General features: G+C 45.2%; 15 protein-coding genes. 6 read left to right on the plus strand and 9 right to left on the minus strand.

All coding sequences use genetic code 11. The features are described from left to right. Positions 1–125: 125 nt before the first annotated feature. Positions 126–1553, plus strand: a complete 1428-nt coding sequence (gene lpdA / locus BIW15_RS04775) for a dihydrolipoyl dehydrogenase (RefSeq protein ID WP_005479684.1) — start codon at positions 126–128, stop codon at positions 1551–1553. Positions 1554–1680: 127 nt separating this feature from the next. Here the strand turns inward: lpdA and opaR are convergent, their stop codons facing one another. After that, positions 1681–2295 carry a transcriptional regulator OpaR gene (opaR, locus tag BIW15_RS04780; RefSeq protein ID WP_005479697.1) on the minus strand — a complete coding sequence of 205 codons (615 nt, stop codon included), beginning with the start codon at positions 2293–2295 and terminating at the stop codon, positions 1681–1683. A gap of 318 nt (positions 2296–2613) precedes the next feature. Here opaR and hpt point away from each other — a divergent pair, with 318 nt between their 5' ends. Beyond that, complete coding sequence (gene hpt / locus BIW15_RS04785; protein WP_005479701.1) at positions 2614–3144, plus strand: hypoxanthine phosphoribosyltransferase; 531 nt, start codon at positions 2614–2616, stop codon at positions 3142–3144. A 74-nt stretch (positions 3145–3218) separates the two neighbouring features. Here the strand turns inward: hpt and can are convergent, their stop codons facing one another. Then, a complete protein-coding gene (can, locus tag BIW15_RS04790) occupies positions 3219–3887 on the minus strand; it encodes a carbonate dehydratase (RefSeq protein ID WP_005462578.1) in 669 nt (222 codons plus the stop codon). 283 nt (positions 3888–4170) lie between these two features. Here can and BIW15_RS04795 point away from each other — a divergent pair, with 283 nt between their 5' ends. The 4 genes from BIW15_RS04795 to BIW15_RS04815 all read left to right on the plus strand — a co-directional run bounded on the left by BIW15_RS04795 (position 4171) and on the right by BIW15_RS04815 (position 8840). Beyond that, the gene (locus BIW15_RS04795; RefSeq protein WP_005493993.1) at positions 4171–5841 is read left to right on the plus strand and encodes a SulP family inorganic anion transporter; all 1671 of its coding nucleotides are present in this window, start codon (positions 4171–4173) and stop codon (positions 5839–5841) included. Between the two features lie 252 nt (positions 5842–6093). Continuing rightward, positions 6094–7011 (plus strand): ABC transporter ATP-binding protein, encoded by a 918-nt coding sequence (locus BIW15_RS04800; protein ID WP_005462584.1) that lies wholly within the window; start codon positions 6094–6096, stop codon positions 7009–7011. After that, positions 7012–7782: an ABC transporter permease gene (locus BIW15_RS04805; protein ID WP_005479696.1), complete on the plus strand. Its 771-nt coding sequence runs from the start codon at positions 7012–7014 to the stop codon at positions 7780–7782. A gap of 128 nt (positions 7783–7910) precedes the next feature. After that, positions 7911–8840 (plus strand): Kdo(2)-lipid IV(A) acyltransferase, encoded by a 930-nt coding sequence (locus tag BIW15_RS04815; RefSeq protein WP_021486820.1) that lies wholly within the window; start codon positions 7911–7913, stop codon positions 8838–8840. A gap of 51 nt (positions 8841–8891) precedes the next feature. Here BIW15_RS04815 and panC read toward each other — a convergent pair whose 3' ends face one another. The 7 genes from panC to sfsA form a co-directional block, all read right to left on the minus strand. Continuing rightward, positions 8892–9797, minus strand: coding sequence for a pantoate--beta-alanine ligase (panC, locus tag BIW15_RS04820; RefSeq protein WP_005494000.1), 906 nt, complete (start codon positions 9795–9797; stop codon positions 8892–8894). Between the two features lie 11 nt (positions 9798–9808). Then, on the minus strand, positions 9809–10603 hold the full coding sequence (gene panB, locus BIW15_RS04825; protein WP_005454450.1) for a 3-methyl-2-oxobutanoate hydroxymethyltransferase: 795 nt from the start codon (positions 10601–10603) through the stop codon (positions 9809–9811). A 24-nt stretch (positions 10604–10627) separates the two neighbouring features. Continuing rightward, a complete protein-coding gene (gene folK, locus BIW15_RS04830; RefSeq protein ID WP_005494002.1) occupies positions 10628–11113 on the minus strand; it encodes a 2-amino-4-hydroxy-6-hydroxymethyldihydropteridine diphosphokinase in 486 nt (161 codons plus the stop codon). Next, on the minus strand, positions 11110–12477 hold the full coding sequence (pcnB, locus tag BIW15_RS04835; protein WP_015297242.1) for a polynucleotide adenylyltransferase PcnB: 1368 nt from the start codon (positions 12475–12477) through the stop codon (positions 11110–11112). The genes folK and pcnB overlap by 4 nt, the downstream gene beginning before the upstream one ends. A gap of 81 nt (positions 12478–12558) precedes the next feature. Next, the gene (gene gluQRS / locus BIW15_RS04840) at positions 12559–13443 is read right to left on the minus strand and encodes a tRNA glutamyl-Q(34) synthetase GluQRS (protein WP_021450009.1); all 885 of its coding nucleotides are present in this window, start codon (positions 13441–13443) and stop codon (positions 12559–12561) included. Between the two features lie 192 nt (positions 13444–13635). Continuing rightward, positions 13636–14082, minus strand: coding sequence for an RNA polymerase-binding protein DksA (gene dksA / locus BIW15_RS04845; RefSeq protein WP_005490361.1), 447 nt, complete (start codon positions 14080–14082; stop codon positions 13636–13638). Between the two features lie 136 nt (positions 14083–14218). Then, the gene (gene sfsA, locus BIW15_RS04850; protein ID WP_017447689.1) at positions 14219–14935 is read right to left on the minus strand and encodes a DNA/RNA nuclease SfsA; all 717 of its coding nucleotides are present in this window, start codon (positions 14933–14935) and stop codon (positions 14219–14221) included. Between the last annotated feature and the right edge of the window lie 25 nt (positions 14936–14960).

Genomic DNA, 14960 nt, shown 5'->3' on the forward strand with positions numbered 1-14960 from the left:
CACACCATTAACATCTCTGTAAACTGTTGGCGGTCTGAAAATAATTGTTTAAAACGAATAACTCTTAAACAGAAAAAATCGATACCCACTCAGCCTGTTAGGGATAATGACTACAAGAGGTCAAAATGAGCAAAGAAATTAAAGCCCAAGTTGTTGTACTTGGTTCTGGTCCTGCTGGTTACTCCGCTGCCTTCCGTTGTGCAGACTTAGGTCTTGAAACTGTACTTGTTGAACGTTACAGCACTCTAGGTGGTGTGTGTCTGAACGTGGGTTGTATCCCATCTAAAGCACTTCTACACGTTTCTAAAGTAATTGAAGAAGCGAAAGCGATGGCTGATCACGGCGTTGTGTTCGGCGAACCGCAAACAGACATCAACAAGATCCGTATCTGGAAAGAAAAAGTTGTTAACCAACTAACTGGCGGCCTAAGCGGCATGGCTAAGATGCGTAACGTAACAGTGGTAAACGGTTACGGTAAGTTCACTGGCCCTAACTCTATCCTTGTAGAAGGTGAAGGCGAGTCAACAGTGGTTAACTTCGACAACGCAATCGTTGCGGCTGGTTCTCGTCCAATCAAACTGCCATTTATCCCGCATGAAGACCCACGTATTTGGGACTCTACTGACGCTCTTGAACTGAAAGAAGTGCCAGAAAAACTGCTTATCATGGGTGGTGGTATCATCGGTCTAGAAATGGGTACGGTTTACCACTCTCTAGGTTCTAAAGTTGAAGTTGTTGAGATGTTTGACCAGGTAATCCCTGCAGCAGACAAAGATATCGTTAAGGTTTACACCAAGCGTATCAAAGACAAGTTCAAGCTAATGCTAGAAACGAAAGTAACAGCAGTTGAAGCGAAAGAAGACGGTATCTACGTTTCAATGGAAGGCAAAAAAGCACCTGCTGAAGCAGAGCGCTACGATGCGGTTCTAGTTGCTATCGGTCGTGTACCAAACGGCAAACTTATCGACGGTGAAAAAGCGGGTCTAGAAATCGACGAGCGCGGCTTCATCAACGTTGATAAGCAAATGCGTACTAACGTTCCTCACATCTTCGCGATCGGTGATATCGTTGGTCAGCCAATGCTTGCTCACAAAGGTGTGCATGAAGGCCACGTAGCGGCTGAAGTTATCTCTGGTAAGAAGCACTACTTTGACCCTAAAGTTATCCCTTCAATCGCGTACACTGAGCCAGAAGTGGCTTGGGTTGGTAAGACAGAGAAAGAAGCGAAAGCAGAAGGCATCAAGTACGAAGTGGCGACATTCCCATGGGCTGCATCAGGTCGTGCAATCGCATCTGACTGTTCAGATGGTATGACTAAGCTAATCTTCGACAAAGAAACTCATCGCGTAATCGGTGGTGCTATCGTTGGTACTAACGGTGGTGAACTACTAGGCGAAATCGGTCTGGCGATCGAGATGGGTTGTGATGCAGAAGATATCGCTCTGACTATCCACGCTCACCCAACTCTACACGAGTCTGTGGGTCTAGCTGCTGAAGTATTTGAAGGTTCAATCACTGACCTGCCAAACAAAAAAGCAGTTAAGAAGAAGTAAGTTCTCTTACTGAAAGAATAATAAAAACCGCTGAATATCAGCGGTTTTTTTGTATTTGAATGTTCGAAGCGGACAAACATAGAAAAGCCCACCATGTGGTGGGCTTGTTCGTGTTCAAATCTGAGCTTTAGTGTTCGCGATTGTAGATGCAAAGCATATCTAGGTAAGCGCTCACGAGCTCTTTCAACTCGGCTTCACCTTTGAAGCGGTTTGCTTGTACGAACAGCGAGTAACAAATACCGTGGAATAGGTTTGCCAAGTGTTCTGAATCGTGTTGGTCACACACTTCACCGCGTTCAATCGCTTTAATGAACATGTTTTGAACCAATAATTGGTTAGTGCGGTTGGTAGACACAAATAGAGGCCAAACTTCATCACGAGTTGATGCGCTCCACTCGAACCAAACTTTCAGCCAGTGACAATCTTGGCTTACGAGCTCGATCATCGCATTGGTGATGTTTGCGATGTTTTCACGAGCGTGTATGTCTAGGTCGATATTATCCGAAAGGAAATTCGAGAACTGACGGACAACATGGTTGAGAACTTCATCAACCAAATCTTCGCGAGTTGGGAAGTAGTTAAAAACGGTTGCAACAGACACTTGCGCAATTTCAGCAATATCTGCGTGACCACCACGGCCAATACCACGGCGTGCAAATACTTCTAACGCGATTTCCATGAGTTGTTGCTTACGTTTAAGAGGAGAAAGCCTAGTTCTAGGTCTCTTTGCAATTGAGTCCATATCCATTTTCCTTGCCATTTGAGTTGTTGTTGGGGGTAACCCCCTAATTGATTATTTTAATAATTGCTTTAAGCAGTGATGAGTGTAATGGTGCATATGCACAAGGTCAACATCTGATGGATAATTTATAGACAGTAATGTCATTATTATTGATAAGTTTTGCTGTAAACTTTCGAAAATTTGGCAGCGCTCCCAAGAATTTTCCGCAAAAGGATGTGACTTTCAACCCACTCTTCGTGGTGATACACTACACGCCGTAAGATTAGGTGATCGTTTGCGTGCGACCTACCTCAACCCACAAACTAAATTGAGCACAGTATGAAACATACAATAGAAGTCATGATTTCTGAGCAAGAAGTTCAGGAACGAATTCGTGAATTAGGCAAACAAATTACAGAGCGTTACCAAGGCAGTGAAGACCTAGTTTTGGTTGGCTTGTTGCGTGGTTCTTTTGTATTTATGGCCGACCTAGCGCGTGCTATTGAACTGACTCATCAAGTTGATTTTATGACGGCATCAAGCTACGGCAACACGATGGAAAGCTCACGAGATGTACGCATCTTGAAAGATTTGGATGATGACATTAAAGGCAAAGACGTTTTGCTTGTTGAAGACATCATCGATACAGGTAACACGCTAAATAAAATTCGCGAAATCCTATCGCTACGTGAACCTAAATCTATCGCGATTTGTACGCTACTAGACAAGCCATCTCGCCGTGAAGTAAATGTGCCAGTTGATTGGATTGGTTTCGAGATCCCTGACGAGTTCGTTGTTGGTGTTGGTATCGATTACGCTCAAAAATACCGTCACCTACCATTCATCGGTAAAGTGGTTCCTCAAGAATAATTGAGTTCACTATTCGAAATACAAAAAAAACGCCCATATAAATGGGCGTTTTTTATTTATTCAGATTTTATGGCTTAGCGACACAGAAGCTTATTGTCAGGGTTCAAAATCGTCGACAGTGCTTTCTGGTACGATGCTTCAACGGTCTCTTTAGAATTAGATCGAATACCCAAATATTCAAGGCGACCATCTTCAATTCCGTATACGACACCATGAATTTCGACATCTTGCCCGCGCTCCCATGCGTTTTGCATGATGGTTGAATTGCCTAGGTTATAAACTTGTTCTGCAACGTTAATTTCACCAAGCTTATCGGCACGATCTTCAACAGGCATTTGATCTAAGTAAGAACGATGCTTGAAGTAAAGATCTCTGATGTGCAGTAGCCAGTTATTGATAAGCCCGAGTTGAGGGTTATCTATCGCCGCGTTAACACCGCCGCAACCATAGTGGCCACACACAATAATGTGCTTCACCTTGAGTACATCAACGGCGTATTGAACAACGGAAAGGCAATTGAGGTCTGTGTGAATGACTTGGTTTGCAACATTGCGGTGAACAAATAATTCACCGGAGTAAAGGCCGGTTAATCGTTCTGCGGGTACTCGACTATCGGAGCAGCCAATCCAAAGAAAATCAGGCTTTTGGCCTTCGGCGAGCTTAGCGAAATATTCAGGACGATCAGATTTGATTTCTTCCGACCATTTTGAATTATTCTCAAATAACTGTTTAATTTCCGGCATCTTGCAAACTACTTCCCTTAAATGACAAAAGCACTCATCGCAATTGAAACATATCAAGCGATCAGTGTTGTAACTATACACAATGTTACAATTTCGATCCCGTTAAATATGCGTCAGACAGGACTCATCTGACGTGTTCTTGGAAATAAATTCGTACAATTCAGACCGCTTATTAGATAACGAATTAAGCCATAATTTATTTATGGTTTAATTTTTCACATTCCTCGTTAAAGTAATGACATTTTACTTATTTAATTTTGAAATTAATGCAGGGAGCTAAACGGTGTTCGGTAGTCGTTTTAAAGATATCAATTTCAAAGGGGATATATTTGGCGGGGTGACCACTGCCATTATTTCTCTCCCTTTGGCGTTGGCGTTCGGGGTTGCTTCGGGGGCGGGCGCAGAAGCTGGCCTTTGGGGCGCCATAATGGTGGGCTTGTTTGCCTCCTTATTTGGTGGCTCAAATACACTTATCTCAGAACCCACGGGTCCGATGACGGTGATCATGACAGCCGTATTGACCAGTATGATGGCGAAGTACCCTGAAACAGGTATGGCGATGACGTTTACTGTTGTCATGATGGCGGGTGCATTTCAGATCTTGCTTGGAACGCTGAAGATGGGTAAATACGTCACCTTAATGCCTTACAGCGTGATCTCCGGCTTTATGTCGGGTATTGGTGTCATACTCATCATTCTTCAATTGTCGCCACTCCTGGGGCACGCTGCGCCTACGGGAGGAGTGCTAGGGACATTGTCAGCGCTGCCTGAAACCATTTCTAATCTAAAATTTAACGAGCTTTTCCTTGGCTTGCTGACATTAGGCATTCTGTTCTTTTTCCCAAAGAAGTATCGCAAATATGTACCCGCCCAATTGGTGGCACTGGTTGCAGTTACCTTATTGTCGGTGATGTTGTTTGATACGGAAGATATCCGCCGTATCGGGGAAATTCCGGCTGGCCTGCCATCTTTGGTCGCGCCACATATCGACCCCGATATGTTCGTTGAAATGGTCATCGATGCATTGGTGTTAGGTACGCTCGGTTGTATTGATACCTTGTTAACTGCGGTTATCGGTGACTCACTTACCCGTAAAGAGCACGATTCCGACAAAGAGCTTCGTGGTCAGGGCTTAGCGAATATGATTTCAGGTTTATTCGGCGCACTTCCAGGAGCTGGCGCGACGATGGGCACGGTGACAAACATCCAAGTTGGCGCTCGCTCTCCATTATCTGGTGTGGTGCGAGCCTTAGTATTGGCTCTGGTTGTTTTGGTGGCTGGTGGATTAACCGAACCTATCCCAATGGCAGTGCTAGCAGGCATCGCGGTGTACGTTGGCTTTAACATCTTAGACTGGAGCTTTATCCAGCGCGCGCATAAGGTCAGTTTTTCTGGCATGGCGATCATGTATGGCGTGATGCTACTGACAGTGTTTGTTGATCTCATTGTGGCCGTTGGTTTGGGTGTGTTTGTTTCAAACATCATGATTATTGAGCGCTTGAGTCGCGAACAAGCTCGTCAGGTAAAAGCCATCAGTGATGCCGATGAAGATGATGTGCCACTGACGGACAGTGAACGAGGATTGTTAGATCGCGCCAATGGGCGAGTGTTGTTCTTCTATCTCTCTGGCCCAATGATTTTCAGTGTGTCTAAGGCCATTTCTCGTCAACACACCAGTATTTCAGATTACGACGTGATGATCTTGGATTTGACCGATGTTCCTATGCTGGATGTTACGGTGGGCCTAGCACTCGAAAACGCCATTAAAGACGCGTTAGATGCTCGCTGTGAAGTGTACTTGTTGTGTCCGAATCAGCGTACTCGTGAGCAACTAGAGAAGTTTCATGTCATCGACCTAGTGCCGGATAACAATATGTATCAGTTCCGCTACGAAGCTTTGAATGCGGCTGTCGCGCATGTTGAATCGGATCACTACCAGCGAATGACAGCTTAATTTTTACGCTCTGTATGAAAGCGCTGCTCAGTCTGTTTAGCGGCGCTTTTTTTGTTTCCCCTTAACCCCCTCAATTGAAAACCTTGAAGATTACAAGGTTGATATTTCCAATATTGTCGAAAGGTTTAATTGTAATCATCGTTATTCGACGATAAACTAATGAAACTTTCTCCAGCTTCCTACTAAGCTTCAGGTGATGCTTATCTTGGAACTGGTCATCCCAATTCACTAACAGATGGCAATCATTACGCTATGTACGCATTAGAAATTGAACAATTACGTAAAACGTATGCGGGCGGCTTTGAAGCGTTAAAAGGCATCAGTCTACAAGTTAAAAAAGGTGACTTTTACGCGCTTCTTGGACCTAACGGTGCAGGAAAATCAACCACGATCGGCATCATCTCTTCTTTGGTTAATAAGACCTCTGGAGTGGCAAAAGTTTTTGGTTATGACATTGATACTGACTTAGAACTTGCCAAGCAAAACCTTGGTTTAGTGCCTCAAGAATTCAACTTCAACCAATTTGAAACGGTTGAGCAGATCGTCATTCAACAAGCGGGTTACTATGGTGTTTCTAAAATTCTGGCAAAAGAGCGAGCCGAAAAATACCTGAAGAAGCTCGATTTATGGGAGAAGCGCAAAGAGCGTGCTCGTAACTTATCGGGTGGTATGAAGCGTCGTTTGATGATTGCTCGCGCGCTCATGCACGAGCCAAAACTGCTGATTTTGGATGAGCCGACGGCTGGGGTGGACATTGAGCTGCGTCGTTCAATGTGGGATTTCCTCAAAGAAATCAATCAGCAGCAAGGGATCACTATCATTCTTACTACGCACTATTTAGAAGAAGCGGAAATGCTGTGTCGCAACATAGGCATTATCAATCGCGGCGAGTTGATTGAAAACACCACCATGAAAGCGTTGCTCAGCAAACTCAGCGTAGAAACCTTTATTCTAGATATCGAGACTGACGGCGAAGTGCCTGAGTTGAATGGTGTCAATCGTCAAAGCTTAATCGATGGCTCATTAGAAATTGAGTTAGATAAAAGCCAAGGTCTCAATGCGGTGTTTGCTCAATTAACGGAACATGGCGTGAAAGTGCTGTCGATGCGCAATAAAGCCAACCGATTAGAAGAACTGTTTGTCAGCATTGTCAGAGAGGGGAGCAAGTAAATGTACCAACTGTATTGGACGGCATTTCGTAGTTTGCTGGGTAAAGAGGTGACGCGCTTCTCGCGTATTTGGGTACAAACTTTGGTGCCTCCAGCGATTACGATGACGCTGTACTTCATCATCTTCGGTAATCTGATCGGTTCTCGAATTGGTGAAATGAGCGGATTTAGCTACATGGAATACATCGTGCCGGGTTTGATCATGATGTCGGTGATCACCAACTCATATTCAAATGTCGCATCTTCATTCTTTAGTGCAAAACTGCAAAAGAACATCGAAGAGTTGTTGGTTGCACCTGTGCCAAACTACGTCATCATCGCAGGTTATGTCATGGGTGGTGTAACCCGTGGCTTGCTGGTTGGTGCTATTGTGACGTGCGTGTCGCTGCTGTTTGTGGATCTACAGGTTGAGCACTGGGGCATTATTGTGGCGACGGTATTTATGACGTCGGTGGTGTTTGCTCTTGGTGGATTGATCAATGCGGTTTACGCAAAGACGTTTGATGACATCTCAATCATTCCTACGTTTGTATTAACACCGCTTACCTATCTTGGCGGTGTGTTTTATTCGATTAGCCTGTTGCCTGAGTTTTGGCAAGGTGTATCGAAAATCAACCCAATTGTTTACATGGTGAATGCATTCCGTTACGGATTTTTAGGCGTATCGGATGTCGGTATCGTGACTTCATTTAGTGTACTTGGTGTGTTTGTTGTGGTGCTGTACGCCATTGCCCACTACTTGGTAACAAAAGGGATTGGGCTACGAAGCTAAGCCATGCTCATAAAGAAAAAGAGCAGCTATTTACGCTGCTCTTTTGCATGCACAACAATACATACCCATACAATCTTCCGGTTTTTATCATGATAGGTTTCAATCATTTGTAATAAATGAGTGATCCTATGAATATTGTCCCGCCGCCGCTTTTTTCCTATCAGTTACTTAAGCCCAAATATTGGTCTGTTTGGCTGGCATTTGGATCTCTAGCAATCATTGTTAATGTACTGCCGTATGTGGTTTTACGAATCTTAGGTAGAAGCATCGGTTGCGTTGCGATGCATTTAATGAAGCGCCGATACAAGATCGCTTTGCGTAATCTTCAGCTATGTTTTCCTGATTACACAGATTGGCAATGCAAGGATGTGGTACGAAAAAACTTTCAATACACGGGAATGGCGCTCATCGAAACTGGTATCGCTTGGTTTTGGCCAGACTGGCGAATTAATCGCATAACTTCTATTGTTGGCAAAGATCGTCTGCTTACAGAGGAAAAGAACGGTCGCGGTGTATTAGTGGTGTGTAGTCACCATTTGAACTTGGAAATAACCGCTCGTATCTTCAGCCAATTTGCCAAAGGCTATGGTGTTTACCGTCCAAACTCAAACCCTGCTTATGAATTTATTCAACATCGAGGCCGAACTCGTTTTGGGCATCAAATGATCGATCGAAAAGACGTGAAATCAATGCTCAAAGTTCTGAAAAATGGCCATCGACTTTGGTATTTACCTGATCATGATTATGGTGCCAGTCATTCTGTTTTTGCACCGTTCTTTGCCGTTGAACAAGCTGCGAGCACTGTGGGGTCTAGTGTGCTTATTGACGCAACAAAGTGCGCGGTCATATCAGGTGTCACAGTGAGCAGGAATCATCACTACACGTTGTATATTGGGAAAGACCTCAGTGAGTATTTTGAAAAGCGTAATGCGATGAAAGCGGCAAGTATCTTGAACCAAGAACTCGAAAAAATGATAAGACGCGATATTCCAGCGTGGATGTGGTTGCACAAACGGTTTAAAACACGTCCTGAAGGATTTGATTGCGTCTATTCGTAGAACATAAAAAAGGTCGACACAAGGTCGACCTTTTTCTTTTGAGCGTTTGGCTTATTCAGCGTTTGCTGTGGTGCCATCATTAGATTCTGCTTCATCTTTCGATTCTACAACCATATCAACAGTTTGGTTGTCGATAAGACGAGCTTGACCTAAGAATGCCGACATCAGAATGACAGCTTGCGTCGTTTCTGGTGTGATCACTTGCAGAGTACGAGCATCACGAATGAAGATCTCATCAGGATGAAGACCGGCAGCGCGTAGCTGATCATTTGCATCTTCAATGATGGATGCGTAATCATCGCGGCCACCACGAATGGCACTGCTGATCCAACGCATTGTGCGAGCCAGCACTGGAGCACGTTGACGTTCATCCAATGTCAGCAGGCCATTACGTGAACTCATTGCTAAACCGTCCATCTCTCGTACGGTTGGTACACCAATGATTTCAATATCCATTGCTAGGTCATCAACCATCTTGCGGATAACAGCAAGTTGTTGGAAGTCCTTCTCGCCGAAGCATGCTACATCCGGTTGTACGATGTTAAATAGCTTATTCACAATGGTCGTCACGCCACGGAAGTGACCTGGGCGAGACGCGCCTTCTAGAATCGTTGATAGGCCAGGAACATCGACGAAGGTTTGCTTATCCAGGCCTTCTGGGTAGATGATTTCTGGAGTTGGCGTGAATACCACATCGACGCCTTCTGCCGTCAACTTGCTTAAGTCTTCTTCAAGCGTACGTGGGTAGTTATTTAAATCGTCTGCGCGATCAAATTGCATCGGGTTTACAAAGATGCTTACGACAACGATATCAGCATATTCGCGTGCTTTACGCACTAAAGTTAAGTGACCTTCGTGAAGGTTGCCCATTGTAGGGACGAAGGCAATTTTACGACCTTCACGTTTAAAGGTTTTAAGGTGTTCACGAACTGCTGAGATTTCCGCAAAAGTTTGCATGCTTTTATCCTCTAGGCAATGGTATGAGCGTCGTCTGGGAATACACCGTTTGCTACATCTTCAATGTATTTTGCAACGGCTTTGCGCATATCACCTGTTTCAGCAAGGAAGTTTTTGGAGAATTTAGGCATGTAGTTGGCAGAGATGCCGAACATATCATGCATTACAAGAATCTGACCATCCGTTACGTTACCCGCACCGATACCGATAACTGGTACGTCGAGTACTTTAGTAATGCGCTCTGCCAGTTCTGCAGGCACACATTCTAGTAGGACGATTTGAGCGCCTGCTTCTTGTAGCGCTAACGCATCTTTTACCATGCGATCCGCTTTTTCTTGATCGCGACCTTGGATTTTGTAACCACCAAAAATGTTAACAGACTGAGGGGTTAAGCCAAGGTGAGCACAGACTGGCACTGCGCGTTCAGTAAGCATCTTAACGGTATCAACTAGCCAGTCGCCACCTTCGATTTTTACCATGTTTGCGCCTGCGCGCATCAATTTTGCCGCGTTCTCACACGCTTGCTCTGGTGTTGCGTAGCTCATGAATGGCATATCGGCCATTAGCAAGCAATTTGGGCTGCCAGCACGCACACAGCGAGTGTGGTACACGATGTCGTCTACCGTTACTGGTAGCGTATCGTTTTCACCTTGCAATACCATACCAAGTGAATCACCAACTAAAAGAACGGGCATTTCTTGGCTTTCAAAAAGTTGTGCAAAGCTCGCATCGTAAGCGGTTGAAGTTGCAAATTTACGACCTTCTTGCTTCCACTTGATAAGGTCGTTGATGGTCATCTTTTTCATTGTTTTATCCTTACTAGGAGCTGGCTATGACTGCCAAATTCTGAGGCCGTTTCTATCTACTTGTTCCAGTAGTTCAGAGACCTCGGTCCCATCAGGGAGTTGTAAACTTGGTGCAATTTCCGCAAGAGGGTAGAGTACGAATTCGCGCTCTCGCATTCCGTAATGAGGAACAATAAGTCTTTCGGAATTAATCACCTCATTGCCGTAAAGAACGATATCAAGATCCAAGGTTCTTGGTCCCCAACGTTCGTCTTTTCGGACACGCCCTTGCTCTTGCTCAATTGCTTGGGTGCAATCAAGTAGCTCAAGAGGCGTCAAATTTGTTTTGATCGCCACAACCGCATTGATGTAATCCGGCTGATTTTGTGGCCCCATAGGCGTGCTGCTGTATAGCGAAGACGCTTGTACAAACTCAGAGTTTGGTAACGTTTTTAGAGCCTCAATCGCTTGCTGAGCTTGGCTGACAGGATCAGCCAAGTTACTGCCTACCGCAATGTACGCTGTGATCATGATTTCGGCTTACTCTTTTTCTTGCGAAAGGTTTTGCGGCGACGTTGGCCCGATTTTGGCGCTTGACCATCTAGGTCTGCGGCCATCGCTTGGCGCATTTCTCGGCCTGCATTTTGGAAAGTTTCCCACCACTTAGCAAGCTTCAGAGTGTCGCCACCCTCAATTTCACCGCGCATTTCAAGAAAATCAAAGCCAGCTCTAAATTTGTTGAGTTCCATTAGGCGGAACGCACGTTTGCCATTACGTCGTGGAAGGCGCAATTGCAGCTGCCAAATCTCACGGATGGTCGCAGTATGGCGACGTGGAATTGCGATGGTGCGAACTTGATCATCAAGAATGATGTTGCTCGCTTCCATGATCGCGTCGTAATGACACAAGTTATGCTGATCCATGAGTTTGTCTGCTAGTGCACACAGCGGGTACCACAGCATCGCAGCAAACATAAATGCTGGGTTAATGCGCTTGCCATCTTCAATACGCATGTCAGTGGAATCCAACACAAGATCGAGCATTTGTTCAGTATGCGACGAGTAGTCTTCTGTGAAGTGCTCCGAAATGGCTGGGAACAGCTGTTGGAATAAGTTGTATTCACGTAGCAGGTGGTATGTCTCTAGACCGTGGCCTGATTGCAAGAGTTTGAGTGACTCTTCGAAAAGACGAGCGGAAGGAATTTCACGCAGTAGCGGCGCCATCTCTTCGATTGGTGCTGCGGTGTCTTCTTCAATATCAAAGTCCAGTTTCACAGCAAAGCGAACCGCACGCAGCATGCGCACTGGGTCTTCACGGTAGCGTGTTTCTGGATCGCCAATCAGACGAATCAGACGATCTTCTAAATCTTCGATACCGCGCGCGTAGTCGTGGATCGAGTAATCAGCGATGTTGTAGTACATCGAGTTGATCGTAAAGTCACGGCGCTCAGCGTCTTCATCAATGGTGCCGTACACGTTATCGCGTAGCAGCATACCTTCTTTGGATTGCTGAGAGATGTTTTTGTTCTTTTGCTCTTGATGGTGACCGCGGAATGTCGCCACTTCGATGATGTCTCGGCCAAACATAATGTGTGCCAGACGGAAGCGTCGGCCAATCAAGCGGCAGTTTCTAAATAGCTGCTTGATCTGTTCTGGCGTTGCGTTGGTCGCAATATCAAAGTCTTTCGGTTTTTGTCCAAGCAGTAAGTCTCGAACCCCGCCACCCACAAGAAAAGCATCGAAACCAGCACCGTTTAGTCGGTACAGCACTTTCAGTGCGTTGTCACTGATCTGCTTACGCGAAATGTTGTGCTCTTCACGAGTTATTACATTGAGAGCGAGCTCTGGAACTGTGGCAGGTTCGCTTGGTGTATAGTCGTTTGTATTCATGTGCATCTGGCAATAACTGGGTTTAATCCAATCTTGCTTTGGTTAGTTATCTGCGCCTCTAGGGCTGATTTTGCGGCTAATGATAGCCTACACAGTGCCATTTGAGAATCGCGGTGTGATCTCGATCTCTGATGGCAGTTGTTCTAAGCGCCAATTTTCGCAGCCCCAACGAAGAATTTCGTTCATGCTGGCGGCTTTTATTTCTTCAGGCACATCAAAGCCTAAAAACGTCATGGCATGCAATAAAGCTGGCTTAGGGTTTTCGATATCAATAGCTGTCGCGTGATTTTGTTTCGACAATTTGTTGCCGTTGTCATCCATCGCCAATGGTAAATGCAAGTAGCTAACTTCAGGTTGTCCAAGGATTTGGTACAAACTGATTTGGCGTCCTGTTGGTTCAATCAGGTCTGCACCTCGAACCACTTCAGTAACCCCTTGGTCGATGTCGTCCAATACTACCGCAAGATTATAAGCAAATAATCCATCTCGACGTTTAATAATGAAATCTTCATTAACCAATTGCTCTGGAATCTCAATCATTCCATGTTTCTGATCGAGGAAGCGGGCGACGGGTTTGGTCATTTTTAGGCGAATCGCGCCTTCTTTCAAGTTTTTATCTCGGCAAGTTCCCGGATAAAAGCCACCGTGCTCTTTAATTTGCTTGCGAGTGCATTGGCAATAATAGGCGTCACCGTTGTCGAGCCAAGCGTCGATCTGTGCTTGGTAAAGGTCATGACGCTCGCTTTGATACACCACTTCTCCATCCCAATGCAACTGGTAAGCTTTAAGCGCTTCTAGAATCAGTTGCGAAGCGCCGGGCATTTCTCTTGGTGGATCAAGATCTTCAATGCGTACTAACCAAATTCCGTTGTTTGCTTTGGCTTGAAAATAACTGCCAAGCGCAGCAATCAATGAGCCAAAGTGTAATGGGCCAGAAGGGGATGGGGCAAATCGACCTACGTAGCGTGCCATGGGTGTATCTCGAATTTATTAGATGTACAGTTTAGTCATCGTAAGTAACGCTTCAGCTAGGTTTTGTAAACACGAAGTGGCAATAGCGTTTTGCCTGTGGTGAGTGTTTGTGGTTCTGAGCGCTTACGGGACTGATATTAGCCAAAACAAAAAGGGAGCCTTAGCTCCCTTCAGTAATCAAATGCGTGGTGATTAACCTTGCATCTGCTTCTCTTTGATTTCTGCAAGTGTTTTACAGTCAATACAAAGGTCTGCAGTTGGACGTGCTTCAAGGCGACGAACGCCAATCTCAACGCCACAAGACTCACAGAAACCAAAATCATCTTCTTTGATTTTGTCTAATGTTTTTTCAATCTTCTTGATCAAACGGCGCTCACGGTCACGATTACGCAGTTCTAGGCTGAACTCTTCCTCTTGAGAGGCGCGGTCAACTGGATCTGGGAAGTTTGCTGCTTCGTCCTGCATGTGGTGAACGGTACGATCTACTTCAGCTCGTAGTTGGTCACGCCAAGCTGTTAAGATTTTCGTAAAGTGTTCAACCTGCGCTGGTGACATGTATTCTTCACCAGGCTTCTCCTGATATGGCTCCACGCCGGCAATGGCTAGGATGCCGATCGTTTTCTTCTTTGCTTCTGGCATACAGCATCTCCTACTTACACCTAGTCAACTGCTACGCAGTCAATTTAAGGCGGGTATCTATAGCAAAAAGAGGCGGTGCAAGCAAACACTGAATCGCAAAGTTGTCGTCAATGTGAAGACGACATCATTTTTTCTCTTAATTGATAAAATCAATAGCGGAAATTAGCTTCATTTCAGTATTGCTCAGTTCGGCTTTATAGCAGAGAACTTCTACTCCGGCGTCTTGTGCTTGTTTGAGTAATAGTGAATATTTCGCGTCTATATGGTGTGCCGCGGATACTTTTTCAATACCTGAATGTAAAACAGTGAATAAAAGTATGGCTCTACTTCCATTTTGTGCCATTTCTGTGAGCTCTCTCAGGTGCTTTTGACCACGAGTCGTGACGGCATCTGGGAAGTATCCTTGTCCAGCTGAGCCTGTCTCATCAAGAAGGGTGACGCTTTTCACTTCTATATAGCACTTTGGCTTGTCGCTTGCGCTGAGCAAGATATCAATTCGACTATTTTCATTGCCATATTTCACTTCAGTTTGAAGTGTGTCATATCCGCAAAGCTCTGAAATGACATTGTTTTCAATAGCCTCAACGGCTAATTGGTTGGCGCGGGCAGTATTGATACAAATACGATGCCCTTGCGCGGTTTCACTTAGCTCCCAGCTGTTGGGGTATTTGCGTTTTGGGTTGTCGGACGTTGAAAACCAAACTTTATTACCGGGTGTCGCGCAACCTGTCATCGCACCGGTGTTCGCACAGTGGATGGTGCGCAGCTCACCATTATCAAATTCGATATCAGCAAGGAAGCGTTTGTAGCGTTTAAGTAGAGTGGCTGACTCTAAAGCGGGTTTGAATTGCATTTGCTTATTTAGACGGGAATGTTTT

The sequence above is a fragment of the Vibrio sp. SALL6 genome (assembly GCF_002002385.1).
In the GTDB taxonomy this organism is placed as follows: domain Bacteria; phylum Pseudomonadota; class Gammaproteobacteria; order Enterobacterales; family Vibrionaceae; genus Vibrio; species Vibrio parahaemolyticus.

Excerpts from the sequence above, each read along its gene's own strand:
- lpdA (WP_005479684.1), top strand. The coding sequence starts at position 126 with ATGAGCAAAGAAATTAAAGCCCAAGTTGTTGTACTTGGTTCTGGTCCT.
- opaR (WP_005479697.1), bottom strand. The coding sequence starts at position 2,295 with ATGGACTCAATTGCAAAGAGACCTAGAACTAGGCTTTCTCCTCTTAAA.
- hpt (WP_005479701.1), top strand. The coding sequence starts at position 2,614 with ATGAAACATACAATAGAAGTCATGATTTCTGAGCAAGAAGTTCAGGAA.
- can (WP_005462578.1), bottom strand. The coding sequence starts at position 3,887 with ATGCCGGAAATTAAACAGTTATTTGAGAATAATTCAAAATGGTCGGAA.
- BIW15_RS04800 (WP_005462584.1), top strand. The coding sequence starts at position 6,094 with ATGTACGCATTAGAAATTGAACAATTACGTAAAACGTATGCGGGCGGC.
- BIW15_RS04805 (WP_005479696.1), top strand. The coding sequence starts at position 7,012 with ATGTACCAACTGTATTGGACGGCATTTCGTAGTTTGCTGGGTAAAGAG.
- BIW15_RS04815 (WP_021486820.1), top strand. The coding sequence starts at position 7,911 with ATGAATATTGTCCCGCCGCCGCTTTTTTCCTATCAGTTACTTAAGCCC.
- panC (WP_005494000.1), bottom strand. The coding sequence starts at position 9,797 with ATGCAAACTTTTGCGGAAATCTCAGCAGTTCGTGAACACCTTAAAACC.
- panB (WP_005454450.1), bottom strand. The coding sequence starts at position 10,603 with ATGAAAAAGATGACCATCAACGACCTTATCAAGTGGAAGCAAGAAGGT.
- folK (WP_005494002.1), bottom strand. The coding sequence starts at position 11,113 with ATGATCACAGCGTACATTGCGGTAGGCAGTAACTTGGCTGATCCTGTC.
- pcnB (WP_015297242.1), bottom strand. The coding sequence starts at position 12,477 with ATGCACATGAATACAAACGACTATACACCAAGCGAACCTGCCACAGTT.
- gluQRS (WP_021450009.1), bottom strand. The coding sequence starts at position 13,443 with ATGGCACGCTACGTAGGTCGATTTGCCCCATCCCCTTCTGGCCCATTA.
- dksA (WP_005490361.1), bottom strand. The coding sequence starts at position 14,082 with ATGCCAGAAGCAAAGAAGAAAACGATCGGCATCCTAGCCATTGCCGGC.
- sfsA (WP_017447689.1), bottom strand. The coding sequence starts at position 14,935 with ATGCAATTCAAACCCGCTTTAGAGTCAGCCACTCTACTTAAACGCTAC.